This window comes from Noviherbaspirillum sp. Root189, from assembly GCF_001428545.1.
In the GTDB taxonomy this organism is placed as follows: Bacteria; Pseudomonadota; Gammaproteobacteria; order Burkholderiales; family Burkholderiaceae_D; genus Noviherbaspirillum.
This window is the reverse complement of sequence record NZ_LMHZ01000033.1, coordinates 26,050-51,752: the sequence shown is the minus strand read 5'-3', so window position 1 is coordinate 51,752 and position 25,703 is coordinate 26,050. Positions and strand designations below refer to the sequence as shown.

Genomic DNA, 25,703 nt, shown 5'->3' with positions numbered 1-25,703 from the left:
AGCTAAACCACATGGCTGAATTTGACGAACACCGTAAGCGGCTGACCGTGAAATTGGTCTACTACGGCCCGGCCATGTCCGGCAAGACGACTAATCTGACGCGCTTGCACGATCTGTTGTCGGCCGACCTGATCGGCGAAATGATGACCTTGGAAACCGAAGGTGACCGAACGCTATTTTTCGACCTGCTACCGGTCGGTTTTAAAGCGCCATCCGGTCTTCTTGTCAAATTCAAACTGTTTACCGTGCCAGGACAGGTCGCTCATGATGGAACACGCAAAGCCGTGCTTTCTCGCGCTGACGGTGTCATCTTTGTTGCGGACTCCCAGCGTAGCCAGGCAGTCAATAACGGCGCATCGTTTGAAAACCTCATCGCCAACGCCAATACATTGGGGATAGATCTCGCCACATTGCCACTCATCGTCCAGTTCAATAAACGCGATCTTCCCGATATCCTGAGCGAGCAGGAGATCCATGAGCGTTGGGCCAAGGCGCCATGGCCACTATTTTTTGCGTCTGCACTGGAGGGGGGCGGCGTGCTTGATTCATTCACTGCGCTGCTCGCGCGCGTGCATGATCGACTCGACCACAGGTTTTCACTGGAGTCGGTGCATGGCCTTTCGCGGGCGGCTTTCGTTGCGGTCGCAGGAGAAGGACCATGAACAATCGTTCTTCATGGTTTGACAGAGAGGTCTGCCTTGCCGAGCTTTTGCATACGATACCTCGCATCAAAATTGAAGCTGCATTGAGAAGGACTATCGGCGACGTCTGGCGTATTGTGGATGCCGACGACGTCCCTATATTGGATTCTGGCCTGGAAGTGAATGGGAACCAGGCAGAAGTGCCGCTCACTATTGAGATCGAAGTGATTGGCCGTCTAGTGGTGCCGGAAATCCATCGTCAGCACGGAGAGGCCGCGACAAGGTGGTTGGAAATGGTGTTGACTAATGCGTATCGTTACCGAATGGCGGCGGACCTGCACCTCGAAGCCGTCAACGCCGACCACGAAACGCTCCAGCAAAAGCATGCTGCCCTGCAGGAATCGGAGGCGCGATACCGGGAACTCGCCGCACAGCTCGAACAACGCGTCAAGGCGCAAGTGGAGGTGATCGAACGAGCGCAGCGTCAGCTTTACCAATCGGAAAAAATGGCATCAGTGGGGAGTCTAGCTGCAGGCATGGCACATGAGATTAATAATCCGGTGGGTTTCATTCGCAGTAATCTCAATACAGCGTCGTCGTATCTGGACAAGATGCAAAATACGCTGCGCACCTTCCGCCGTGGGGATAAGGAGCAGGCTGACTCGCTCTGGCAGCAGCAGGACATCGACTTCGTTCTGGATGATTTCCCGGGTCTGGTAGACGAATCGATTACTGGTGCGGATCGCATTGCACGGATAGTGGAAAACCTGAAGGCCTATGCAAGCATCGACTGTGGGTCGTCCGCGGCGGTTGACCTCAATGATGCCGTGCGGGCCGCCGCGGCAGTAGTGGGCGACCAGTTACCGGGAAATATACAGATTGAGACTGACCTGCAGCCGCTCCACCCTATCGTCTGCGACCTCAGCCGCATGAATCAAGTCATGTTTTCGCTGTTGCTGAATGCGCGCCAGGCGCTTGGTGCAGGAGGAGGGTGCATCCGCATTATGAGCGACATGGCCGGCAATGAAGTGAGAGTCGCGGTCAGCGATAACGGCTGCGGCATCAAGCAGGAAGTCCTGCCGCGCATTTTCGATCCCTTTTTTACGACGCGCGATGTCGGGCAGGGCATGGGACTAGGCCTGACGGTTGCTCGCGATATCGTGAATGTCCATGGCGGGCGCATTAGCGTCGAAACGGCTGTCGGAGAAGGCAGCACGGTTTTCCTTTACTTCCCCATAAACAATAACGAAAGAGCAACATGAGTTATGCCCATCTCTTTACCGGCGAACAGCCGCCGTTGGGCAACAATACCTTGCGGACATCACGGTACCGGATATTGCTGGTGGATGATGAGCCGAATGTGCTTTCCGCATTAAGGCGAGTATTTCGGCAGGAAAACTATGAAATCCTTTGTTGCCAGGATCCTGCCGATGCGCTAAGACGGCTTGCCGATGAGTCTTTTCAAGTCGTCATTACCGACTATATGATGCCCGGCACGAACGGTGGTGAAATTCTGCGGCAGGCACGTGCTGTTCAACCCAATACGATCCGCATCATGCTTACCGGCCATGCGGACGTCAATGCGGTGATCGGCGCGGTGAAAACAGGCGCTGTCTACAAATTTATCCTCAAGCCATGGAACGACGACGATTTGCGCGTTACGGTAGCGCTCGCACTGGAACAGTATGAGCTGAAACAGAAAAACAATACATTGACGCGCGAAAACCGGAGCAAGTCCGACGAAATCGAACGGCTCGCGAAATTTAGTGTTACCAACCGCAGCCAGTTGGCCATGATGCTCAATAAGCAAGGCTTGCTGAGTGTCCAGCAAGTGCACGAATTGACACGGCTACAGCAAAACCCGCAGCGCAAGGATCCGATGATCAAGTTGATTGTCGACCGCGGCTGGGCCGCCGAAAAGGCAATCCATAATTTGCTCGCCAAAGAACTGATGCTCCAGACGGTGACGTTGAATGAGTTTGCAGTCGATCCCGCTGTGGCAGCGCTCGTGCCCGCCTCGCTTTGCCAACGGCAATTGGTTACGCCTCTCAAGGTCGAAGCCAAACGCCTAACACTGGCAATGGCGGATCCTCTGGATGCGGGACTGCTGCAAGATCTGCGCTTTGTGACCGGGCTGGAAGTAGAGCCGGTGTTAGCATCAATCGCGGCGATTCAAGCCAAGATACGCGATGTCTATAAAAGCGGCGCCACCGATATTGCGGACCTTGAATCGAGCTTCGGGTCGCAGGATCCCTATGAAGGCATCGAAATCGTAATCGAAGACGATATCGATTCAATGTCACTGGAAGACTTGTTGAAAGGAACGGATGATCCGCCCGCTATCCGCCTCGTCAATTCAATTCTGGCCGAAGCGATCCGACTAGGGGCATCCGACATCCATATTCAGCCACGCGCAAAAAACGTCATGGTGCGCTTGCGAATCGACGGTGTACTAATTGACAAGATCCAGATTCCGCATAATATGCATCAGTCAATCGTTTCGCGCATCAAGGTGATGGCCGAGCTCGATATCTCCGAGCGGCGGCGCCCGCAAGATGGACGACTTGCGGTGAAGACTCCGAAGCGCGTGGTCGATCTCAGGATTTCAACGCTCCCGACCATCAATGGCGAAAAGATTGTGATGCGTATCCTCGACCGTAACGCTGCCGTTCTGCGGCTCGAGGAACTTGGTTTCGGCGCAACAGACCTTTTGAAGATTCGCCATGCGAGCGACAAGCCGCAAGGCATCATATTGGCGACGGGGCCCACGGGCAGCGGCAAAACGACAATGCTCTACAGCCTGTTGCAAAGCAATGCAACGTCAGACAAGAACTACATCACGATCGAGGATCCGGTCGAATACTACCTTGATGCCGCCGGACAGGTTTTGGTCCGCGAGAAAATCGGGCTTACCTTTCCATTGATTCTGCGTGCAATCCTGCGGCAGGATCCCGACGTGCTATTAGTGGGCGAAATCCGCGATTTTGAAACTGCCGAGGTGGCGTTTCACGCCGCGCTCACCGGCCATCAGGTTTTTTCGACGCTGCACACCAATTCGGCAATCGCTACCATTTCAAGGCTGTTTGACTTGGGACTTAAACCATTCGTTGTAGCGACCGGACTGGAAGCCATCATTGCACAACGCCTGGTGCGACAGATATGTGGCAATTGCCGGGAACCCGTCGAGCCGGACAAGGAACTGCTTCCACGCCTCGGCAGCCAATTCGCCAAGGCTAGCGTATCAGCCTTCAAGGGTCGTGGCTGCCCAGCGTGTCACCACTCCGGGTACAAGGGCCGGATAGGCCTTTACGAGGTGCTTGTGCCGGACAGTCACCTGCGTCACCTGATTGCTACGGAAGCGGCAATTACAGAAATTACGCAGTATGCGCGCGAATGTGGATTTCTTACCCTGCGTGAAGACGCATTCGCAAAAGTACAAAGCGGCCGGACTACGTTGGAAGAAGTGTTCCGGGTGTTGGGACCGGAATGAGCAAATGCCGCCCTTCAATTCAACGAGACAGAAAATGAGGCAATAATGAACAGATACCTAAGACTTGACCTGGATAATACCGTTCCCGGCATGGTCCTGTTTGAAGATATCCTACACGGTAATGGAGACGTGCTGTTGCCGAGAAATACGGTCCTTACCGATGCGCTTTTAACGTCCTTGCGACGACGCGGGATCGACTCAGTACAGGTCGTCAACGACGCGATCTCGGAAGCAGATCTATTGGCTGAGCGCGAGCGAGTACAACAGCGACTGGTATCCCTTTTCAGGAAGTGTCCGACCAATCGGGCCTGTGGCTTTTTGTTGCAATGGGTGACGGAATACCGGCTTGGAGAGGTGGCATGAATGCTATTGCGCTCACCGATGTGGTCAAACAAGTCCGTGACCTGCCATCCCTGCCGTTGATCGTGATGGAACTGATCGAGAGTTTTGAACAGAAAGACATCAGCATCAGTGTTCTGGCGGACAAAGTGTCGCACGACCAGGCCCTGGCAGCCAAGACGCTGCGTCTCGCCAATTCTTCCTTTTATGGTCTGCAGTCGAAAGTCAAGACAATTCAGCAAGCAATCACGGTCTTGGGGTTCGATAGCGTGCGTGCACTGATTACCGCTGCAGCAGTCATTGACAACTTTGGTGCCAAAGAAGGTACTTCATTTAATTTCAAGGGGTTCTGGCGGCAGGCGATTGGGACCGCCCTTTGTGCAAAAAGCCTGGCGCGCATGTCGAACTTGAACCAGGACTATGCATTTATTTCGGGTCTGTTGCATGACATCGGAAAACTGGTTCTGGTAACGCGATTTCCGCAGCAGTACGAACAAGCAAGGCTGCATCGAATAGCCAATGACTGCTACATGCTTGACGCTGAGCGCGCCGTGCTGGCGGTAGACCATACCGCTGTCGGACGCGCGCTGGCAGAGCATTGGAAGTTCCCACCTTTGATCCAGCGGGCAATCGCCAACCATCATGCTCCGTTAGCGCAGGATCTGGGGGACATCCCGAGTGTCGTGCATGTCGCCAATGCAGTCGTGCATGCACTCGACCTTGGGGAACAGGAAGATGACTTGGTCCCGCACATTGCGGAAAATGCATGGAACAGCCTGAACATTGAACGCACCGCGCTGCAGCGTGTGTTCCGTGAAACGGAATCCGAATTCGAAGAGGTCTGCCAGATTTTGGCTGCATGAATCAATGAGCGAGATAGAGAAATGAATACAACACCGCACTCACATGAGTCGATGGACGCAGCCCGCCTTGACGAGCTGGAAGATCTAGTGGCAAAACGTACATCACAACTGGCGCAGGCCAAGGAACGTCTCGAAGACGACATCCGAAAACGGGAAGAGGCAGAAGCGGAGCTGTTGCGACGCAATACGGAGCTGACAGAACTGAATGCCAAATTGTCGATGGCGCAGGAACAACTGGTACAGTCCGAAAAGCTCGCATCGATTGGCCAGCTTGCAGCTGGTGTCGCGCATGAGATCAACAATCCGATCGGTTACGTGTTTTCCAATTTCGGAACTCTCGAAAACTACATCGCAAGCATGCTCGAAATGTTGAAAGTATACGAGGATGTCGAACTGAGCATCGGGTCGCCGGAGGCTGTCGCCAAAGCAAAGGCGACGCGCGAGCGTATTGATCTGGATTTTCTGATGGAAGACATACCGGTACTGATGGCCGAGTCCAGGGAGGGGATTGTCCGTGTACGCAAGATTGTCCAGGATTTGAAGGATTTTTCCCGTGTTGACGCCAATCAGGAATGGCAGTGGGCAAATCTCCATGACGGAATCGATTCCACTTTGAATATCGTCAGCAACGAGGTGAAGTACAAGGCCGACGTGGTCAAGGAATACGGCGTCGTTCCGGAAATTGAATGTTTGCCTTCACAGATCAATCAGGTCATCATGAATATCGTTGTCAACGGTGCCCATGCTATCGGTAGCGTGCGCGGCAAAATCACAATTCGTACCGGCACCGCCGGTGAGTATGTCTGGATAGAAATCGCCGATACGGGTGCTGGGATCCCGAAAGAAATCCTTTCGCGTATTTTCGATCCGTTCTTCACTACGAAGCCAATCGGAAGCGGCACCGGATTAGGCTTGTCGCTTTCCTATGGCATCATTCAAAAGCACTTTGGGCGTATCGAGGTCGAGAGTGAGTTGGATAGCGGTACTACCTTTCGTATCACGCTCCCGATCCGGCATCAACTAATGGATCAAGAAGAGAAGGACCAGCGGATATGATCGGCTCCGACAATGTGCCGCGAGGAGGGGCACGTCCGGTAACAATTCTGTGCGTGGATGACGAGCCCAACATTCTGTCGTCACTGCGGCGCTTGTTCCGGCCGCAGGGATACGAGGTGCTCACTGAGGTAAGTGGCCACGCCGGATTGAAAGTGCTGGAATCACAACCTGTCGACGTGATCATTTCCGATATGCGCATGCCTGAAATGGATGGTGCGCAATTCCTTGAACGCGTTCGTGCACGCTGGCCGGATACGCTACGCCTTCTGCTGACCGGGTATGCAGACATTCAATTGATTATCGGGGCAATCAATCGCGGAGAAATTTATCGGTATATCACTAAGCCTTGGGATGACAACGACATTCTCCTCGTAGTGCGTCACGCTTTGGAGCGCAAAGCGTTAGAGCAAGAAAAGCAGCGGCTTGAGACGTTGACACAGTTGCAAAACGAAGAGTTGCGCAACCTAAATGCCGGTCTTGAAAATAAGGTGGCGTTGCGTACGGCAGCGCTCAACCGACTGCACGATGAGTTGCTGGCATCCAATGAAAAGCTTAAAACCAGCTTTCTGACGTCAATCAAGGTGTTTTCAAACCTAATTGAAATGCGCGGCGCCAACCTCGCTGGCCATTCGCGCCGCGTGGCAGATCTGGCACGCAGAATCGCCGTCCGTGTTGGACTGGATGCTCGCGAAACGCAAGAGGTCTTCATTGCAGGGTTGTTGCATAACATTGGCAAAATAGGCTTTTCAGATGCGTTGCTGACGATGCCCGTATCCATGATGAATGGTGATAATCTCGGACAATATCGTAAATATCCTGTACGCGGCGAACAGTTGCTAATGCCACTTGAGGATTTGCGGGACGCGGCAAAAATCGTGCGCTCGCATCAGGAACGCTTCGACGGCGAAGGTTTTCCGGACCGTTTATCCGGATTTGATATTCCCATCGGCGCGCGCGTACTTGCGCTTGCCAGCGATTATGACAATCTACAGATCGGCACGCTTTCGCAACGCTTTCTGCGACCTGATCAGGCCGCCGCTCTGGTCATCGAGAGTCGTGGCAAGCGATACGATGCTGCTGTGGTCGCTGCGTTTCTGGATGTTATTAATGGTGTAACTGGTGTAGATTCAATGCAGGGCAAGCCGCTATCCGTTCCGGAGTTGCAGCCTGGAATGGTTACGGCGCGCGACATTGTCACCAAAGACGGCTCACTATTGCTTTCAGCAGACCATGTGTTGAGCGAGCGCCTGATCCGGCAGATCGCAGACTTCGAACAGAGCTCCGGAGAGGTGTTTACCGTATATATTGTAGAGGAAAGACCATGAGACGATTGTTACTGCTCGATGACGAAATTAATGTGATAAATGCGCTGCAGCGTGCATTGCGCCAGCATTTTACCGATCGCGAATTGCGTATAGAAAGTTTTACAGATCCCGAGCAGGCGTTACTGCGTAGCGCCGAGGTCCCTTTTGATGTCGTCGTGTCCGACTATAGAATGCCCGGGATGACTGGGGCCGATTTTCTTCAGGCGTTCAAGGGAATACAACCGGATGCTGTGCGCTTGGTATTAAGCGCGTCAACCGAATTTGATACGGTGATGAACGCGATCAACCAAGCCGAAGTGTTCCGCTATATTGCCAAGCCTTGGATGGTAGATGACCTTAAAAAGATCTTTGATCTTGCTTTTACACGCCATGATGAGGCAAAAGAAATGCGACGGCTCGCTAATGAATCCCTGGCCAGCCGCAGTGAACTAACGCCGCAGGAGATCGAAAAACGGCGCCTGGAAGCTGAGGAACCGGGCATAACTAAAGTGAAATGGGGCGAGGATGGGGCGGTGCACCTGGATTAATTTTTTCAATCATATGTTGACTTATAGAGACCACCAAACGGTGAGAATGCTACTACTGATCATTGGGCAAAGTAACATGAGCAGCCGACGTTCGAGTAAGGCACCAGATTCCGAGTCCTCATTGCGAGGGCTGATCTGCGGTCATGCAAATTGGCGGTATTGAAACCTCCGCGGCAATACTGACCCTGTATTCGTTGGTGACACCGCTGACCAAGCCCTTGTTTTAACGGGGCACCGTCGCTATCCGTACGACTGCCTCGTACGACAAGCCAGCCGCACCTCCTCCGATACTCTCGGTATTTTTAAAAAAATGGCCACAGGGCAGTCGACCCGAAATGTTCGATTAATAATCGATTGAGGAGAACACACATAATTTGAGTGTACAGGTCTGACGAAAGCGATAAACTTGTGTGACGAACTTACAGTTTTCACCAAATCAGTGCCGCAACATTTTTTGTAACATAAAAGCGGTTAGAATACGTTACACGACAATGGCAAACCCGTTGAAAAACGGAGACGCAAAGCTTCCGGTCTAAGTGCGCATGCGCATAGGACAGCGGGGTCACCGAAACAAAACGCCGAGCAGAGAAAATTTTGCTGGTCGTTCATGCTTGTGCCTCTCTCGCCTGTAAGTAGCGCGCTCTCCCTCTAGTGTCGATTTGCCATTGCCAAGCCGACGAGGCAAGGGTCAACGGCTTTGTTTATGCGTTTAGGCGAATTCATAAGATGCTTTCCTATTTCCTGCCACGAAATTTAAGGCTTTCCAATCTCGTACGTCTTCCCTTGCTGGGTCAGCTGGCTATATTCTTTAGTTGTGTGCTTTCCTTGTTATGGTTGTTGATCTTTGTTTTTCTACAGAATCTTCACGACCGATCGCTACAAGACGTCCAGAAAGATACTGCGAACCTTGTACGCGTATTTGCCGAAGAAGTGCACTCGTCGGTAGGTGCAATAGACCTTACGCTCATTGATCTGCGCGAGTGGTGGAAGGAGGATTCACAAGACTTCGCGAATAAAGTAAGGTTACATCAGTCGCATCTTGAAAAGAATGTTGCTTTCCAGGTATCGATTATCAACCCCAGCGGCATGCTGGTTTTTTCGAGCGCCGACCCAAATTCAAAGACATTCAACTTGAGCGATCGTGAGCATTTTCTTGCGCATCGCAATAATACCCAAGGTGGAGATGTACTGTTCATAAGCGAGCCGGTGTTAGGTCGCGTATCGCAGCGCTGGTCGATTCAATTCACTCGATCCTTGCTTGACGTGCATGGGAAATTTGCCGGTGTTATTGTCTTATCGGTCTCACCCGATTACTTCACTCGTTTTTCCCGGACCATCGGTTTGGGATCTCGCGATATGGTTGCTTTGATACGAGCGGACGGAAAAATATTAGCACGCGCACCCATCCCTGAATACGGGTTGGGAAAGACATTGCGCGATGTGCCGAGCTTAAACACGCCGGAGCCGAAAACCGAGTCTTTTCAACGCATTTCGCAGAGTGACGGCATATACCGTCAATACACCTTGCGCTCGTTATCCAAGTACGGACTAACCGTCGGTATCGGGCGGTCAATAGAAGATCTTCTCGACCCCTATCGCCATCAAAGAAATATGTGGCTTAGTGGCGCTGTAGGTGTGTCGGCGCTTCTCGGCTTGATAGGGTTTATTTTGTTCAAAGGATTGCAGGATCGCGTCAAAGCAAGGGTGGCCCTAGAACAAAGTGAGTTCCGTTGGAAATATGCGCTGGAAGGTGCCGGAGAAGGTGTATGGGACTGGAATAACCAAACTGACGAAGTGTTTTATTCCACAAGGTGGAAGGAAATGCTGGGTTATGCCGAGCATGACATTAAAAACCGTTTATCGGAGTGGAAAAGGCTTGTCCATCCAGACGATAAGGATAGGGTGCTGGCAGCTACAGCGGACTACCTGTCCGGAAAAAACCAAACATATGCCAATGAATACCGACTGCGGACTAAAAACGGCAGATGGATCTGGGTATTTAGTCGCGGCATGATTGTCAGCCGTGACGCTACTGGTCATCCGCTACGCACCATCGGTGCCCATTCAGACATCACGGAGCGCAAACGCGCTGAGGAGACAACTCAACAGATCGCAAGAAATCAGGCGGAGCGCGCCCTAATTCTGAGCGAACAGCGCTTCCGTCAACTTGCTGACGCGATGCCACAGATCGTATGGACGGCGGAACCGGATGGTACGATTGACTATGGCAACGAAACGGTCGCAGAATATACCGGCCTCAAACAAATCGATATTGCTAGTCAAAACTGGATAACGATTCTCCATCCGGACGACGTGAATCGAACACTTACTTCCTGGGCCGACTCTGTCCGTACTGGTAATTCGTTCGAGATTGAATACCGATTAATGTATGCGGTTGAGAATACTTATCGTTGGCATTTGGCGAAGGGCGTGCCAATAAGAGACGAAAGCGGGACACTCGTAAAGTGGTACGGTAGCACTACGGATATTCATGACAGAAAGCTTGCCAGCGATGAAATCAGACGCTTGGCAGCCCGCCTCACTACCATACTAGAAAGCATTACGGAGGCATTCTTTACACTGAATCTTGAGTGGCAGTTTACTTATATAAACAAAGAGACTGAGAGCCTGTTGCAACGGGACCGCACGGAGTTACTCGGGAAAGTCCTTTGGGAGGAGTATCCCGCACTAATCGGCACCGGCGCCGAGAGTCAATATCGTAGAGCAATGGCTAATCATTGCAGCGTGACTTTCGAAATTTTCTATACGCCTCTGAACCGCTGGTTCGGTGTGCGCGTCTATCCCTCCTCGGACGGCTTGACGGTATATTTTCGCGATATTAGCGAGCGCCGCCACTTGGAATTGTTTAAGCTCGCCCAAATGGAAATTCTCGAACGCATTGCCACCGGGGTGCCAATTTCTGAAGTGTTAATAACCGCCACTAGCATCATTGAGTCATTAGATCCGACAATGATCTGTTCAGTCATGTTGCTCAGTGAGAATGGAAGTCGGCTGAACCTGGCAGCTGCGCCACGACTTCCAGCTGCTTTTTGCCGAACGCTCGATGGGATGAAAGTTGACCCAGCCGCCGCGGGACCTTGCGGAAGAGCGGCCTTTGAGAAACGGCCGGTGTTCGCAAGCGATATCTCCGACTATCCGATGTGGGCAAGCTTTCAAGATGAAATCGCTAGATGCGATATACGCGCATGCTGGTCCTACCCGATCCTATCAAGTAGCAGTGAGGTTTTCGGCACCTTCGCTGTCTATTCATCTTCAGCACGTTCACCAGAGCAGGTCGAAAACGAAATTCTCGGATCTTGCGCACACACCGTCAGTATTGCGATCGAGCGTCAGCGTGTAGGGCAAAAAGCCCGTGAAAATGAACAACACCTAAGGTTGCGGCAAAGAGCAATCGAGGCGAGTGCCAATGCGATTGCTATTGGAAGCGCTAAAGCCCCCCATTTCCAGATCGAATATGTAAATCCAGCTTTCGATCAGATTACTGGCTATGCGGCGGCTGATGTGATCGGGAAGTCGCTGTTATTTCTATGTCGCGATGATTTTGAACAGCCATCGGTTGTCGAAATACGGAAAGCGCTTATTCAACAATGCGAAGCTCACGCCGTAATACGTGCGTTCCGTAATGACGGCAGCCCGATCTGGATCGACAGCCATGTGTCTCCGGTGAGGGACGAAAACGGCATCGTGACCCACTTCGTGTACGCTATGTCTGACATCACTGCCGCCAGACAGTATCAAGCAGAGCTCGAGTATCAGTCAAATTACGATTCATTGACCGGCCTGGCAAACCGAAACCTGCTACGTGACCGCGTAAAACAGACGCTCATGCGAGCGGAAACCAATGCTGAACAGGTCTGGATAGTATGCATTAATCTCGATCGGTTCAAGTTTTTCAATGATACGCTCGGCCATGAAGCTGGTAATGTCTTGCTTCAGTTAGTAGCCTGCCGACTGCAGACCGCTCTTGGCACCACTGACACAGCAGCCCGGCTGGCTGGCGACGAATTTGTGCTGGTACTCGCGGATGCGATCGATGAACTTACGGTGACGACCAGAGTACAACGCCTCATGGACGCCGTTGCGTATCCTTTGACAATTGAAGAGCATGACTATTTTCTAAGTTGCACGATCGGAATTTCGGTTTATCCGTCTGACGGCGATAATGCGGAGGCGCTCCTCAAGCATGCGGATATCGCAATGCACCGCGCGAAGGAAATAGGGCGTAACAGTTTTCAATTTTATACGGCGGCAATGAATTTTCGGGCGATGGACCGCTTGCGCCTTGAGGGCGATCTGCGACTTGCCTTGCAGCGCAATGAACTGTTGCTGCATTATCAGCCTCAAGTCGATGTACGGACCTGCCGCATTGTCGGCATGGAAGCGCTGCTGCGTTGGCAACACCCCCAACTGGGGCTGATACCGCCTGATCGCTTCATTCGCATTGCCGAAGAAACCGGTCTGATCATACCAATCGGCACGTGGGCAATGCGGACCGCCTGTCTGCAATCCAAGAAATGGCAGGACGCCGGCCACGGCTCCTTGCGAATCGGTGTTAATTTGTCCGGCAACCAGTTTTATCAGAAAGACCTTGTTCAAACGCTCGCAATGATTTTGGAAGATACTGGCTTGGACGCGCGTTGTTTGGACATTGAACTTACCGAGGGCCTGGTCATGACGGACATCGAGCATGCTCTGGATATTATGCATCGGTTGAAAACGCTCGGCGTAAAACTTTCGCTAGACGACTTTGGCACTGGTTATTCAAGCCTTTCCTATCTCAAGCGCTTTCCGATCGATGTTTTGAAAATTGACCAGTCCTTTGTGCGGAACATCACGACCGATCCCGAGGAAGCGGTAATTGCGCGCTCGATCATTACACTTGCAAAAAGCCTTCAGCTGGAAGTAATAGCGGAGGGCGTAGAAACCGAACAGCAGCTTGGATATCTGCGTCGCCATCGCTGTGATCAGATTCAAGGATACTACTTCAGCCGCCCACTGCCACCGCTAGAATTCGAGCAACTGCTTGTCGAGGACAGACGCCTTCCTCAGGCCGACGAAGTCATAGCCACACTCCAACAAACACTATTGATAGTTGACGATGAGGAAAATGTGTCGGCGGCGCTAAATCGTCTATTGCGCCGAGATGGCTATCGAATTCTACGTGCATGTTCGGCAGAGGAGGGGCTTTCTTTTTTGGCGTTGTACGAAGTACAGGTAGTAATATCTGACCAGCGTATGCCGGGAATGCCGGGGACCGTGTTTCTATCGAAGGTGAAGGAGTTATATCCCAATGTCATCAGGATTATGTTGTCGGGTTATACCGCTGTCGATTCCATTATTGAGGCAACCAATAGCGGCGCGGTGTTCAGGTTCCATACCAAGCCTTGGGATGACGATATTCTAAGAATTAGTATCGCAGAGGCGTTCCGATACCACTGGCTACTGCAAAATGCGGACCCTAGTGAGGGACACAGCACGGACTAATGAGAATTAACGCCGCCCTGCGTCGATCTCGAATAAAGCACGTACCGCACGTTACGTCGTCTCAGTTGAGAGCAGTTAAAACTGGAGGCAGCCATTCCATCGTAATTGGCGCTACATTTATTGTCTTGCTAGCAATCAGGGAGGTTGGGATGCGGATAATCATCGAGGCGCGCATTGAAGACAATGTCGGCGGTAGCGAACCGATCCAATTGGTTGAATTCGAACGAGCCGATGGCGATCTGAAGCAGCTGGGGTTGAGCCTGGCTGAAGGCAAAAGTCTAATGTACGAAGCGCAGCGCGCTTTGGTCAACGCACAAGCGCACGGTTTTGTGGCCGCTTCCAGGACTTGCCTGCAGTGCGGCGCAACGTTGTCGATCAAAGCCAAGCATACAATCCGATATCGAACGGTTTTCGGCAAGGTGACGATTGACAGCCCCCAGTTGCGGGTCTGTAAGTGCAGTCAAGACACGACCAGCAAGTCTTCAGCCTGATCGCGTTGGCGTTACTGCAGCGCGTCAGTCCTGAATTGGAATACCTCCAAGTTCAAGTGGGCGGCCCACCTGCCGTATGCAGTCGCCACCGTGCTCTTAAAAGAGACTTTGCCGGTCGACCAAGCGATCTCCACCTCCGGAGTCAGGAACCGCGTATGGGCTGTCGGTCAAGAACTGGACGACGCGGCCGAAAAGGCGATTCGCGGTGAGCGTGCCTATCCGCCTGCAGATGGCAAGGTCAAGATTGTCGCCCTGGCGGTGGATTCTGCATGGTCGCGCCACCGCCCGTCACGTCAGGAACAAGACGAAGCCAACCTTGCGCAGTATTACCCATCGAAGCGGCTCCCATCCACCGGGCGACACGTGAACATAATCGCCGGCCGCGCGGTTCGTGACGATGGCCGTTGCAAGGTATATGGCTACGTCAACCGGGAGGTTACGTCGGCAGCAACGCGGCTTGATCATTTTCTTTCGAAGCAAGGCGCTGAGCAGGACCAAAAGATAACGATCGTCTCAGACGGCGCAGGTGAATTTGAAAAAGCGGTCGATGGATCCCAAAGGCCGTTGACCCGCATTCTGGACTGGTTTCACATCGCGATGAAATTTCGCGCAATCGAACAATCGGCACTGAAGTTTCCTGGTCTGCGGGCACCCAACGGTCGCTCGGTAGAAGACGAAATCGCAGCGGCGAAATGGCAAGAGTTCCGAAGCAGTCGAAAGACTGAAAAGCATTCATGACATGTTTGGCCTCGTGCCGGAAGACGCTGCGTACAGGGCGTTATGGTGGAATCTGCGCGGGACGTACTGGTACCTGGAGTCCAATGCCCAATATCTGGTCAACTATGGATGGCGTTATCGGCGCGGCATGCCGATCAGCAGCAGCATCGCCGAATCGGCGGTCAATGAAGTCGTGAGCTTGCGTTGCGCGAAAAAGCGGCAGATGCGTTGGACTAATAAGGGGGCACACCTTCTCGTTCAGGTTCGGGTGGCGGTACTGAACGGCGAGCTTAAAATGCGCGACATGCCTGATCGGTGGCGAACCGTCGCAAAGCAAAAGCGTGACGATCACTGGCAATGTGTTACCTAGGGGCTGTTAACAAAAAACAAAATATGTTTACATTCGGTATTTGAACAAATGGGTACCGAAGATGCAGGAAATCAGGAAGCTAGAGGTGGACCCGGAAATCTGGGCAGTTAGATAAGTGGAGCTTTGCTTGATGAAACCGGTCGAAAGACCGTACCAAGGAGCAAAGCATGAGCAAGAGAACAAGACGCAACCACGCAAGCGGATTCAAAGCCAAGGTGGCGCTGGCAGCCATCAAAGGTGACAAGACGCTAGCTGAGATCGCTCAGCAATTCGATGTGCATCCGAATCAAGTGACAGAATGGAAACGGCAGTTGCTCGAGCGAGCCGCAGACGTATTCGATGGTGGCGTAACGGCCAAGTCGGCCAATGAACCGGACCTCACGACGCTCCACGCCAAGATCGGCCGATTGACACTGGAGAATGATTTTTTAGAAAGCGCGCTCACCAAGGCGGGACTGCTGAGCGCAAAAAAATGATCGACCGCACTCATGAGTTGCCAGTGTCCCGGCAGTGCCAAGTGCTATCACTGGCACGCTCGACAGCGTACTACCGAGCGCAACCAACCAGTGAAGTCGACCTGGCGATCATGCGCCGCATTGACGAACTGCACCTCGAACACCCGTTTGCCGGCAGTCGCATGCTGCGTGACATGTTGCGGCGGGAAGGCACCGCCATTGGCCGCAAGCATGTGACGACGCTGATGAAGAAGATGGGCATTGAGGCACTGTACAGAAAGCCCAGGACCAGCACTCGCCATGCTGCCCATCAGGTGTACCCCTATCTGCTACGTGATATGACGATTGAGCGGCCAGGCCATGTCTGGTGCGCCGACATTACCTACATTCCAATGAAGCGTGGCTTCGTGTACCTGTTTGCAGTCATGGACTGGGCCAGCCGGCGGGTACTCTCATGGCAGCTGTCCAATACGCTGACCACTGACTTCTGCCTCCAAGCGGTACAGCAAGCCATTGACCGTCATGGAGCACCGGAGATCTTCAATACCGACCAGGGAAGCCAGAGCGGATTCAATCGGTCGTCGCAACACTAGATGTTGACCAGATTTTACTGAGCGTTTAGTCTATACCTGACAAGAATTTGGGCTATAACTCAGACATGACCTGCGACGGATGGAGGTTATGTCATGGCAACGAAGCGATATCGTTGGGATTTTACTGCGCTGGAACAACGGCGCAAGCAAGCGGCTCAGTTGTTGGCCAAAGGAATGAGGCAGGCGGAGATTGCCCGCACACTGGGGGTGAGCCACACTGGGGGTGAGCCGACAAAGCGTGTCGGTATGGGCCAAAGCGCTGGAGGCTGACAGACAGGCGTGGCATCGCAAACCGCTCGGGTACCGTCCAGCTCTCGACGACGCACAACGCAAGCGGCTACGCCGGATGCTGCTGCGCGGTGCGCAGGCCAATGGATTCGACACCGACGTCTGGACATTGCGCCGGATTGCGCAGCTCATCGAGAGCGAGTTTGGCATTTCGTATTGCAAGACCAGTGTGTGGCTGGTACTGCGGGCAATGGGTTTTATCAGACAGTTCTTTACCGCGGTCCCAAGTTAAAGACTGCCACAACTGGGCAGGCATGTCAGTTATCGTCTTCTTGAGCGCATTAGCCATCGTGACAGCGCCGTAGCCAGCCAGCGCAGGGCCATTCTTCGTCCTGGGAATCAGCCCGTAGCCTTCCCCGCGAGGCAAATAAACCAGCATGGTGAATCGGCTCGAGCGCTCAATCAGCGTTCCAATCGCGGACCTGTTCAGGCCGATGATCAGATCACCCTCCCAATGCCCCGGCACAGCGCGATCCTGCACTTCTGCAGGCCGTTTAGAGATCATCACCTCCTCGCTAACGTGCGCCCAGGCCTTGGCCTGTGCCCTAGCTCTGGGCACGCGCAACGCTCGCCCGGTGCGCAGACAGCTAACCAGCTCGCGTTTGAGTGCCCCTCGGCCCTGGATGTAGAGAGCCTGGTAGATGGCTTCGTGAGAAATGCGCATGGATTCGTCGTCCGGGAAGTCGATCTGCAGTCGGTTGGAAATCTGTTCGGGTGACCAGCCATTGCCCCATTTGCGGTCACCGCGATGCGGCTTGTTTCTTCCTATAAACGGCGCTGGCACAGGCCCAGAAATATTACGCCCCTTAGCGTCGCGAACCTTGCCCTCCAGACGGTCTTGCACATAGTGGTGTAACCGTGGATTAGTCGTCAATTTGCATGGCTTGGGTCTTTTGGCAACCAATTCCGCCTTCCAATGCGCAACCGAAGCGCGATACTCTAGCCGACCACTACGAGTTGTAGCGTTACGTCTCAGTTCTCGGGAGACCGTTGATGCACTGCGCCCGATACGGCGAGCAATCTCTCGTACTCCGATGTCCTGGCATGAAAGTAGTCCAATCTCTTCTCGTTCGGCGAATGATAAGTATCTCCCCGATCTCGGGCTCAACATGGAAAGTGGCATGCCACCATTATGACGAAACCAGCGAGTTCCTACTGCTTGCGACACGCAAACCGCTTCAGCAGCCTTCTCACTTGTAATGCCTGTTGCGATCTGCTCCCAGAATCGCCGCTCGGTCTCACGCCGATGCGACGGCGCACCTGGTGAGCGCATCGGTCCTCGCCCTGTCAACTTCTGCATCCATCCCGCTGGTCTTCCCATAAACACCTCCTTGATTTAAGGTGTTGCGACGACTGGTTGAATCCGCCCAGTTTACCAGTACCGATTTTACTGATCTGCTCAAAGGCAATGGCATTGCCATCAGCATGGATGGCAAAGGATGTTGGAGAGATAATGTATTCGTCGAACGGCTGTGGAAATCGATCAAGTACGAAGAAGTCTACTTGCATGCTTACGATACAGTGAGCGCGGCAAGAAGCGGGATTGGCCGCTACCTGGAGTTTTACAATATCCGGCGCCCACATAGTGCGCTTGACGGCGAGACTCCGGATGCGTTCTACTTCGACAATCAGCCAATGCCACAAGCGGCATAGATGGCAACCCTACTTCCGCGAAGCTCCACTTAGCAGCAGCAATTTGCTGTCCAATCAGACGGGGCCACCTCTGCTGCTGCGAGACGACCAATGGAACAAGCTGGAGCCGCTATTACCCGGCAAGGTGGGCGATCGCAGCGCGACGGCGCAAGATAACCGCCTGTTTTTGGAGGCGGTGTTTTGGATCGTGCGAACGGGTTCACCTTGGCGCGACTTGCCTGCTGCATTGGGGAACTGGCACACGACCTACAAGCGATTCAAACGCTGGGGCCAATCCGGCGTCTGGCAGCGAGTCGTCGAAGCGGTCAGTGGTGACCGTGATCTGGAGGCGCTGATGATCGACAGCACGGCGGTGCGCGCCCACCCGCATGCGGCCGGTGCCCAAAAAAAGAAGGTCCTCAAGCGATCGGCCGCTCGCGCGGTGGATTGACGAGCAAGATTCATGCGGTCGTTGATGCGTTGGGCAATCCGGTACGCTGGCTGCTGAGCGGCGGTGAGGTGGCCGACATCACGCAGGCCAGACCGCTGCTCGACGGTTTGAATGCGGACGCGGTCTTGGCTGACAAAGGCCACGATGCCGATGCATTGATCGACAGCACTCAGGCCAGCGGAGCGGTCGCGGTCATCCCGCCCAAACGCAATCGTGTTGTGCAACGTAACTATGATCGTCATCTGTATAAAGACCGTAATTTGGTCGAACGTTTCTTTAACCGCATCAAGCAATTCCGACGCATCGCTACACGATATGAAAAACTGGCGCGCAACTACCTCTCATTTCTCAACCTCGTCTGCGCTTACATCTGGATCGCTTAATTGTTAACACGCCCTAGCGATGCCTCCAGTTTTAACTGCTCTCAATGGCGCTTGAACAAATGTGGCGCACCAAAGCAGCAGGCGTTCCAGTGGGTATCGTGGTGGCCGACGCTGGTTATGGCAATGAATGCCTGTTTCGTGAAGGACTGGAAGCATTAGGACTTGAGTATGCAGTGGGTGTCAGCCACCCGACCACCGTATGGGCAGCGGGTACCGGGCCCATTCCTGCCAAACCGTATCGTGGCATTGGTAAGCCGGCGACCCTGCTTAAGCGCGATGCGAATCATCAACCGGTGTCGGTGAAGACACTGGCAATGAGTTTGCCGCCACAGGCATGGCGCACAGTGACTTGGCGTGAAGCAAGCAACACCATGCTGCGCTCGCGCTTTGCGCGTATGCGTGTACGCCCGGCGCACCGGGACTACTGGCTTAGCCAATTGCGTGACGAAGTGTGGTTGCTGGTGGAGTGGCGTAAAGGAGAGCCGGAGTCGACCAAATATTGGTTATCGAATTTGCCGGCTACGATAAAGATGGAAGAACTGGTGGCAACGACGAAGATGCGTTGGCGGATCGAACGGGACTATGAAGAACTGAAACAGGAGTTTGGATTGGGGCATTATGAAGGACGTGGCTGGCGTGGCTTCCATCACCATGCAACGCTGTGCATTGCGGCTTATGGCTTTCTATTGGCGCAACGACTGCGCCAAAAAAAAGCCCGGCAACGCCCGCTACCTTCCTTACCCGAAAGTTACCGCCCGCGCGGGGCCAGTGCGCGCGCAACGGCATGTCCCTGATTCCATCCGGTCGTTGCGGTTGGCCTTGATCGTGGGCTTGGTCAAACATCTCAGAATCTGTCCCTGCTGTGGTCGCGCCAATTTATGACGCAGTAGTATTAGACGCTGGGCGACATTCTATTCTTTTTACGCACGTACATTCAGATACAAATTGCCAAAAATCGACACATGAACGATAATTGAATGCGAATCGTTCTCATCAATTGAGCGATTGCGTTCAAATCCCAGCGTGTTGTGAGCAGTGGATAATCAAGCCTACTCTTCAATCGCTGTAATTTGAGCTTCCAACACTTGGAGTGTCGTGCTATGCCCATCGGCATTGAGGCGACGGCCCACCCAATTTACTGCCAGCAACGAGACTTTTCCTCTAGCCAGCCTAGTTATTATCTAAAGCTTAACTGGAGAGTTTCGTGGTTATAAAGAAAAAGAAGCTTGCGCTGCTGGTCGCGCTGGCCGTACAACAAATCTTCACTTCTACGCACGCGCAGGATACCTCTTCGGCGGCCGGCGATACGACGCTGCCTACCGTGCAAGTTCAGGGCTCGCGAGAGCTTCCACCCACTTATAACCCACCGACTGCGACCAGTGCGACAAAGATCGAAGCGCCACTGCGTGACATTCCCCAGACCGTGAATGTGGTGCCGAACCAGTTGCTGCGAGACCAGAACGTCACATCCATGGAGAAGGCTTTGCGACTGGTACCCGGCGTCGGCTTGTCTCATGGTGATGGCCAGCGCGACCAGGTGACCATTCGGGGCTTTACAGCAATTGCGGACCAGTTCATTGATGGCCTGCGGGACGATGCGCTGTATTTCCGCGACCTCTCCAATATCGAGCAAGTCGAAGTGCTAAAGGGACCGGCGTCCGTCTTATACGGCCGTGGCTCTTCTGGAGGGCTCATCAACCGGATCACAAAAAAGCCCGGCATTGACAAGAGTGAAATCACGGCGCAAGTCGGAAGCCATGATCAGCGTCGCGGTGAATTTGATGTTGCCCGGAATCTTAAGGATAGCGGCATCGCGTTTAGGGTGACAGGAGCCATTGAGCGCGCAGATAGCTATCGCAACAACCAGTTTCTCGATCGTGAAGCCTTCGCACCGTCCTTGTCCTTCAAACTCGGGACGAACACCGATCTGTTGCTCCAGGCGGAGTACCTTTCCGACCGTCGTGTGACCGATTTTGGAATTCCGGCCTACCGTGGTCGCCCGGTTGATGTATCTGCAAGCACATACTATGGCGCCCGCAATGCGCGCGATGTCGATACCTCTCAATCTGACGTCACCGCATTAGGGTTCACCCTGACACATCGCTTTAGCGATACGCTTTCCGTGCGTAACGCGTTCCGCCATTACGCCTACAAACTTGACCGAAACAACACGCTGGTTGGGGCGGTGAATGAGGCGGCACTGACGGCGTCGCTAAACCGCAGCAACGTTCGACGGGACGAAGAAGGCTATTTCAATCAAACGGAACTGACGCAAAAAACCACATTGGGTGGTATGGCACATCAATTCCTGTATGGGATTGAGGTTGGAAAGCAGGATAAAGATCAGTTTTTCCGCACGCAAAATAATATTGCGACGGTCTCACTATTCAACCCGGTTCTCCCCGTATTGCCATTAACAGTGACCGCAGCACCATCGACCGATAACCTCGGCATTATGACAACCTCCAGTGCCTACGTGCAAGATCTGGTGACGTTATCCAAAGAATGGAAGGCGCTGGCGGGTCTCCGTTACGATCGCTTTGAGCAGGAAACGCAGGAGCGTCGCGTTGGTCAACGCAATCTGGCACGCACCGATACAGCGTGGAGTCCACGTGTTGGCTTGGTTTATCAGCCTAGGTCCAATCAGTCGTATTACGCTGCATTCAGCAAGTCATTCCAGCCGTCGGGTGAAGCATTTCCATTAGCGTCCAATAACGCCGAAATTGCTCCTGAAGAGACCACCAATAAGGAAATTGGCGGCAAATTCGACTTCCTGGATGGAATGGCATCAGCCAGCGCCTCCGTGTTTCGTCTCGAACGGACCAACATCAAAGCAACCGATCCAGCTACGAATCGCCTGATCCCAATTGGCGTACAACGTACCGACGGGCTGGAATTGACATTCACCGGCGATCTGTCGCATGGATGGCAAGTGTATTCCGGCTATGCATATTTGGATGCGAAAGTGACTTCATCCATCGCTCGGGATGCCGGTCAGCCGGTACAAGGAAAACGCGCAACGCTGACCCCGCGCCATAGTGCCAATCTCTGGGTAACAAAGGCCTTTGACGATGGTTATCGTGCCGGTGCAGGTATTAACTACGTTGCGGATCGCTTCGCCAATCCTGGCAACACTGTCACGCTGCCTGTTTACACGACAGTCGACGCCATGATCGGATACCGCCTTGCAAAGCTTGACTTGCAACTCAATGTGAATAACCTGTTTGACCGTAAGTACATTATATCCGGACACGGTACGTCACCATTGCTCAATCTGCCTGGTGCGCCGCGCAATGTGCAAGTAACCGCACGTTATAACTTCTAAGGACAAAGAGATGATCCGGCAACGCAGCATGACACTGGCGCTTTTCTGTGCCGTGGCATTTTCGTCTACCTTGGCACAGGCCCATTACCTATGGCTGGAACCAGGCGAGGGCGACGTTAAGCTGTTCTACGGAGAAGTTGAGGAAGGCGTTCGGGAAAAGACTCCCGGCAAGCTGGACACAATTCGGCATCCCCAAGTCACGGTATTAACCGGTAACGAGGCTTTAAACGCCGCCGCGGTTAAACTGCCGGATCATTTCGCCGTCTCGACGAACGGCCGACAACCAACTGTATTGGTAAAGGTCGAGGCGACCGAAGTACGTGACCTGAGCAAGTATGGTTTAGAAATCGCCAAAACCAATTACTATGCTCGCGTAGGGCAGATTGCCGCCCCGGTTACCGCAGACGGTGCCTGGCTCGCGGTCGACATTGCGCCACAGGGAGAAAATGCCTTTTCCATCCTTTACCAAGGTAAGCCCGTACCACGAGCAAAAGTGCAGGTGATCGCGCCGAACACTTGGGTGCAGGAACACACGTCCGATCAACGAGGGCAGGTAAAGATCAATACGCCTTGGCAAGGTCGCTACGTCATTCATGTTCTTCACGTGGACAAGACTCCTGGCGAGCATGAAGGCATGCAATATCAATCATTGCGCAATCATTTTACTTATTCCCTGTTTGTAGAAAATGGCTTGCCCGCCGGGCCGGCGATTCCTCCTCAACTTCCCGCAGAATAACAACATGCGTGACTATGCTGAATCAGAAGTGTTAACGCCGACGTCTGTCAACACCATGCAGAGAAACAAAGCCGTCTTCCCTCGCGTTCGGAGTAAACGAGCAGTTTTTCTTCGATGGCTTCGACAGATACACCTCTACGTCGGGCTATGGGGTGCGGCCCTTGGGCTGCTTTTCGGCGCCACCGGATTGGTACTCAATCACCGAACAATTCTTAAAATCCCTGTTACAAAAACAAGCGTTCGAACACTTCAGGTACAAGCCCCCGCACGGGGCTTTGCGTCGCCAGCCAGCTTGTCGGATTGGGTACAAAAAGAGTTACAGTTCATCCCGCTAGCTCCTCCAATCGTAAAATCACAGCCAGCACAAATATTGCTGCTGTCCGGCAGGGAGCTAACCCAACCAGAGCGTTGGAACGTCAGTCTGACGCGTCCGGAGGGTGCTATTAATGCCGAATACTTTGTCGGTACCCAGTCCATTAAAATCGAGCATGTCGATGCCACGTTGATTGGCACCTTAACCCGGCTACACATGTCGGTCGGCGTCAATGCTTTCTGGGTGCTATTAACTGACACGATTGCAGGAAGTATGATCCTTCTTTCCTTGACCGGGTTGCTGTTGTGGACCCAATTGCATACCGTTCGGACGATCGCAGTTTTTGTCAGCATTGGGGCACTGCTTGCCAGCCTCGGTTTCTTTTGGGCGATATAGGTGGCCGATCAGCCAGGTCTGGCGGAACGTAGCGATAATGCCCGATGTATAGGCAGCTGGCATTCCTTGGATTCCGGTGCAGATTACGCCCTGTGCCAGGCCTGTGGAACATTCACTTGACTCCCACGCGTGACATAATAATTATTCTCCCCACATTCTTAAAAGCGATTAACAAAATAAGTTGTTAACACTGCGTCAGTAGGTGATGCCGCGTCCAATGCGTAGAAGTGGATCATGCATCGAAGGCAGCCGTTTATACCATACGATGTGCATTGCTGCCTGCTTTACGGCCATCGGTTGGGTTCTTTCCAGTTTTTCATTCGTGCACAGCGCGTACTAAAGAACTGTCGGCCACGACACGAGAAAAATCGCGCTTGTTAGCACCACGCAGATGCGTCAGCAATACTTGGGACAATCGGGCCATACAGCCGCTTGCCGCCATGCCTGTAAGTAACGCCAGCATGTCATACTTGAGTCACATCCCACCTCCTGCGGTAGCATCTCCCATGGGGTGTCGGACAGCAAAACAACCAAGGTACCCGTCAACGGGGACACGCACCGTTCGCCTAGCCGCTTTCAGCCCGGATGGACCTTACGTCGGAAGGTGGCCGGTAACAATCGCTGAATTATCCCCATATTTCATTATCTACCAGTTCGCGCGCTATCTCCCTTCTCCACCATCTTCATGAAAGTTCTTATGACTCCAAAATTCTCCTGTTAGAAAGAGTATGGGCGCCGCCTTCTTGAGCTAACGCGGGTTGAGAACATGGAAATTAAAGGCACTCCTGCGCCGACGGCATCGATGTGCCAAAGTAAAAGTGTTGACCAAGCACTTGAGGCGAGTACTCCGACATGCACCCACAACGATTGGTGTGGACTTGGCAAAGCAGGTATTCGCAATGCATGGCGTAGAGCAATTGCCGTTCCATTAGCAGAACGGAGCGAGCAGAACGCACAGGTTGCGCTGTAACTCACCTCGAATAGTCAGCGCGTTCTTTGTTTTGCCTCAACGATCCCACAGTCTACGGGAGTACGCTGAATTTGCACCCCAAGGGCGCAAGACGAATTTGCCCGTAGCGCGTAAGCCCTGCGGGTTTCTTTTCTACGGTTCTTTAAGTTGCCTACGCGGGTCGGTAAAACTAACACCGGTCGGTATGTTGCTGGGTATAGTTACATCCGCTTACGCTCGAAACAGTCGATTTACCGTCAGAAGGCATGCTGCATCGTTATTGTGGGTGTACCAACAACCACATCTGCAGATGCAATCAAACATGGCAAACAATTTGACGACTCAGCGTATCCACCCACTCGTCGCCGGCGCTGCTGGCTCCGTTATGCTTGTGAGCCTTATCGGCGCAGCCGCCATAGCCGGCATTCTGCCGTCTTCGCATAGTTCTGATGCTCCAGCTGTCGCGACTCCGGTCGCTGCTGCACAGGTTGCGGTTGCTCCTGCGCCCGTCGCAACAGTGTCTCAACTTGCTCCGCCCACAGCGGTAGCGCAGCCTGCCACTAAAATTGTAGAAAAGACTATCGTTCATCACCGTTATCTGACACACGCTAAGCCGGTGGAAGTGACACAAAATGCTCATGCCCCTGTATACGCTCCTGCGCAGCCTCAGCAGCCAGTTGCACAAGTTAGTCCTATCGGTATTGGCGTCGGTGCGGTCGTAGGGGGTGTCCTTGGTAGCAAGGTCGGTGGCGGCACCGGCAAGACGTTAGCTACGATTGCCGGTGCTGTTGGCGGCGGATATGTTGGCAATGAGATTGCCAAACGCTATTGAACGTTCTCACCGTAGGCCCGTCGTTG

General features: G+C 53.2%; 18 protein-coding genes, 5 pseudogenes and 1 riboswitch. Of the genes and pseudogenes, 22 read left to right on the top strand and 1 reads right to left on the bottom strand.

Annotation, left to right across the window (positions count from 1 at the left end):
* Positions 1 to 11 precede the first annotated feature (11 nt).
* The 15 genes and pseudogenes from ASE07_RS18635 to ASE07_RS30810 all read left to right on the top strand — a co-directional run bounded on the left by ASE07_RS18635 (position 12) and on the right by ASE07_RS30810 (position 16,892).
* On the top strand, positions 12 to 662 hold the full coding sequence (locus ASE07_RS18635; RefSeq protein ID WP_057292327.1) for a GTP-binding protein: 651 nt from the start codon (positions 12 to 14) through the stop codon (positions 660 to 662).
* Positions 659 to 1,903, top strand: coding sequence for a sensor histidine kinase (locus ASE07_RS18630; RefSeq protein ID WP_057292326.1), 1,245 nt, complete (start codon positions 659 to 661; stop codon positions 1,901 to 1,903). Before ASE07_RS18635 ends, ASE07_RS18630 begins: the two co-directional genes overlap by 4 nt.
* Positions 1,900 to 4,131: an ATPase, T2SS/T4P/T4SS family gene (locus tag ASE07_RS18625; protein WP_057292325.1), complete on the top strand. Its 2,232-nt coding sequence runs from the start codon at positions 1,900 to 1,902 to the stop codon at positions 4,129 to 4,131. The genes ASE07_RS18630 and ASE07_RS18625 overlap by 4 nt, the downstream gene beginning before the upstream one ends.
* A 45-nt stretch (positions 4,132 to 4,176) precedes the next feature.
* The gene (locus tag ASE07_RS18620; protein WP_057292324.1) at positions 4,177 to 4,494 is read left to right on the top strand and encodes a hypothetical protein; all 318 of its coding nucleotides are present in this window, start codon (positions 4,177 to 4,179) and stop codon (positions 4,492 to 4,494) included.
* Entirely contained in the window at positions 4,491 to 5,333 is an 843-nt protein-coding gene (locus ASE07_RS18615; protein WP_057292323.1) for an HDOD domain-containing protein, read from the top strand. The genes ASE07_RS18620 and ASE07_RS18615 overlap by 4 nt, the downstream gene beginning before the upstream one ends.
* Before the next feature lie 21 nt (positions 5,334 to 5,354).
* Positions 5,355 to 6,389 carry an ATP-binding protein gene (locus tag ASE07_RS18610; protein WP_082584277.1) on the top strand — a complete coding sequence of 345 codons (1,035 nt, stop codon included), beginning with the start codon at positions 5,355 to 5,357 and terminating at the stop codon, positions 6,387 to 6,389.
* Complete coding sequence (locus tag ASE07_RS18605; protein WP_057292322.1) at positions 6,386 to 7,714, top strand: HD domain-containing phosphohydrolase; 1,329 nt, start codon at positions 6,386 to 6,388, stop codon at positions 7,712 to 7,714. The genes ASE07_RS18610 and ASE07_RS18605 overlap by 4 nt, the downstream gene beginning before the upstream one ends.
* Positions 7,711 to 8,241, top strand: a complete 531-nt coding sequence (locus ASE07_RS18600) for a response regulator (protein WP_057292321.1) — start codon at positions 7,711 to 7,713, stop codon at positions 8,239 to 8,241. The genes ASE07_RS18605 and ASE07_RS18600 overlap by 4 nt, the downstream gene beginning before the upstream one ends.
* A gap of 483 nt (positions 8,242 to 8,724) precedes the next feature.
* Positions 8,725 to 8,811, top strand: a riboswitch (cyclic di-GMP riboswitch).
* 156 nt (positions 8,812 to 8,967) lie between these two features.
* Positions 8,968 to 13,746: an EAL domain-containing protein gene (locus ASE07_RS18595; RefSeq protein WP_057292320.1), complete on the top strand. Its 4,779-nt coding sequence runs from the start codon at positions 8,968 to 8,970 to the stop codon at positions 13,744 to 13,746.
* Positions 13,746 to 14,237 (top strand): hypothetical protein, encoded by a 492-nt coding sequence (locus ASE07_RS18590; RefSeq protein WP_156396759.1) that lies wholly within the window; start codon positions 13,746 to 13,748, stop codon positions 14,235 to 14,237. Before ASE07_RS18595 ends, ASE07_RS18590 begins: the two co-directional genes overlap by 1 nt.
* Before the next feature lie 90 nt (positions 14,238 to 14,327).
* Positions 14,328 to 14,975: a hypothetical protein gene (locus ASE07_RS18585; RefSeq protein WP_156396758.1), complete on the top strand. Its 648-nt coding sequence runs from the start codon at positions 14,328 to 14,330 to the stop codon at positions 14,973 to 14,975.
* A gap of 97 nt (positions 14,976 to 15,072) precedes the next feature.
* Positions 15,073 to 15,324: pseudogene (locus ASE07_RS18580) on the top strand (ISKra4 family transposase); the annotation flags it as partial.
* Between the two features lie 167 nt (positions 15,325 to 15,491).
* Positions 15,492 to 16,342: pseudogene (locus ASE07_RS28265) on the top strand (IS3 family transposase); the annotation flags it as partial.
* Positions 16,343 to 16,465: 123 nt separating this feature from the next.
* The gene (locus ASE07_RS28955) at positions 16,466 to 16,642 is read left to right on the top strand and encodes a helix-turn-helix domain-containing protein (protein WP_156396756.1); all 177 of its coding nucleotides are present in this window, start codon (positions 16,466 to 16,468) and stop codon (positions 16,640 to 16,642) included.
* 76 nt (positions 16,643 to 16,718) lie between these two features.
* Positions 16,719 to 16,892 (top strand): helix-turn-helix domain-containing protein, encoded by a 174-nt coding sequence (locus ASE07_RS30810; protein ID WP_082584282.1) that lies wholly within the window; start codon positions 16,719 to 16,721, stop codon positions 16,890 to 16,892.
* Here ASE07_RS30810 and ASE07_RS18565 read toward each other — a convergent pair.
* Positions 16,860 to 17,960 (bottom strand): annotated as a pseudogene (locus tag ASE07_RS18565) (IS30 family transposase); the annotation flags it as partial. The gene ASE07_RS30810 and the pseudogene ASE07_RS18565 overlap by 33 nt on opposite strands.
* A 59-nt stretch (positions 17,961 to 18,019) precedes the next feature.
* Here ASE07_RS18565 and ASE07_RS18560 point away from each other — a divergent pair.
* The 7 genes and pseudogenes from ASE07_RS18560 to ASE07_RS30410 all read left to right on the top strand — a co-directional run.
* Positions 18,020 to 18,313 (top strand): annotated as a pseudogene (locus ASE07_RS18560) (transposase); the annotation flags it as partial.
* Between the two features lie 70 nt (positions 18,314 to 18,383).
* A protein-coding gene (locus ASE07_RS28255; protein ID WP_156396763.1) for an IS5 family transposase occupies positions 18,384 to 19,126 on the top strand; the annotation gives its coding sequence in 2 pieces (ribosomal slippage) (positions 18,384 to 18,699 and positions 18,699 to 19,126; 744 coding nt in all).
* A 44-nt stretch (positions 19,127 to 19,170) separates the two neighbouring features.
* Positions 19,171 to 19,920 (top strand): annotated as a pseudogene (locus ASE07_RS18545) (IS701 family transposase); the annotation flags it as partial.
* 449 nt (positions 19,921 to 20,369) lie between these two features.
* Positions 20,370 to 22,451: a TonB-dependent receptor gene (locus ASE07_RS18540; RefSeq protein ID WP_442946101.1), complete on the top strand. Its 2,082-nt coding sequence runs from the start codon at positions 20,370 to 20,372 to the stop codon at positions 22,449 to 22,451.
* 10 nt (positions 22,452 to 22,461) lie between these two features.
* A complete protein-coding gene (locus ASE07_RS18535) occupies positions 22,462 to 23,187 on the top strand; it encodes a DUF4198 domain-containing protein (RefSeq protein ID WP_057292312.1) in 726 nt (241 codons plus the stop codon).
* A gap of 4 nt (positions 23,188 to 23,191) precedes the next feature.
* On the top strand, positions 23,192 to 23,896 hold the full coding sequence (locus tag ASE07_RS18530; RefSeq protein WP_057292311.1) for a PepSY-associated TM helix domain-containing protein: 705 nt from the start codon (positions 23,192 to 23,194) through the stop codon (positions 23,894 to 23,896).
* Positions 23,897 to 25,167: 1,271 nt separating this feature from the next.
* Positions 25,168 to 25,677 (top strand): glycine zipper 2TM domain-containing protein, encoded by a 510-nt coding sequence (locus ASE07_RS30410; RefSeq protein WP_082584272.1) that lies wholly within the window; start codon positions 25,168 to 25,170, stop codon positions 25,675 to 25,677.
* Positions 25,678 to 25,703 lie beyond the last annotated feature (26 nt).

What these genes read in the sequence shown, in the direction of transcription:
- ASE07_RS18590 (WP_156396759.1), top strand. Translation starts at nt 13,746, where the DNA reads ATGAGAATTAACGCCGCCCTGCGTCGATCTCGAATAAAGCACGTACCG.
- ASE07_RS30410 (WP_082584272.1), top strand. Translation starts at nt 25,168, where the DNA reads ATGGCAAACAATTTGACGACTCAGCGTATCCACCCACTCGTCGCCGGC.
- ASE07_RS18635 (WP_057292327.1), top strand. Translation starts at nt 12, where the DNA reads ATGGCTGAATTTGACGAACACCGTAAGCGGCTGACCGTGAAATTGGTC.
- ASE07_RS30810 (WP_082584282.1), top strand. Translation starts at nt 16,719, where the DNA reads ATGCTGCTGCGCGGTGCGCAGGCCAATGGATTCGACACCGACGTCTGG.
- ASE07_RS18535 (WP_057292312.1), top strand. Translation starts at nt 22,462, where the DNA reads ATGATCCGGCAACGCAGCATGACACTGGCGCTTTTCTGTGCCGTGGCA.
- ASE07_RS18530 (WP_057292311.1), top strand. Translation starts at nt 23,192, where the DNA reads ATGCGTGACTATGCTGAATCAGAAGTGTTAACGCCGACGTCTGTCAAC.
- ASE07_RS18630 (WP_057292326.1), top strand. Translation starts at nt 659, where the DNA reads ATGAACAATCGTTCTTCATGGTTTGACAGAGAGGTCTGCCTTGCCGAG.
- ASE07_RS18620 (WP_057292324.1), top strand. Translation starts at nt 4,177, where the DNA reads ATGAACAGATACCTAAGACTTGACCTGGATAATACCGTTCCCGGCATG.
- ASE07_RS18605 (WP_057292322.1), top strand. Translation starts at nt 6,386, where the DNA reads ATGATCGGCTCCGACAATGTGCCGCGAGGAGGGGCACGTCCGGTAACA.
- ASE07_RS18625 (WP_057292325.1), top strand. Translation starts at nt 1,900, where the DNA reads ATGAGTTATGCCCATCTCTTTACCGGCGAACAGCCGCCGTTGGGCAAC.
- ASE07_RS18600 (WP_057292321.1), top strand. Translation starts at nt 7,711, where the DNA reads ATGAGACGATTGTTACTGCTCGATGACGAAATTAATGTGATAAATGCG.
- ASE07_RS18595 (WP_057292320.1), top strand. Translation starts at nt 8,968, where the DNA reads ATGCTTTCCTATTTCCTGCCACGAAATTTAAGGCTTTCCAATCTCGTA.
- ASE07_RS18615 (WP_057292323.1), top strand. Translation starts at nt 4,491, where the DNA reads ATGAATGCTATTGCGCTCACCGATGTGGTCAAACAAGTCCGTGACCTG.
- ASE07_RS28955 (WP_156396756.1), top strand. Translation starts at nt 16,466, where the DNA reads ATGGCAACGAAGCGATATCGTTGGGATTTTACTGCGCTGGAACAACGG.
- ASE07_RS18610 (WP_082584277.1), top strand. Translation starts at nt 5,355, where the DNA reads ATGAATACAACACCGCACTCACATGAGTCGATGGACGCAGCCCGCCTT.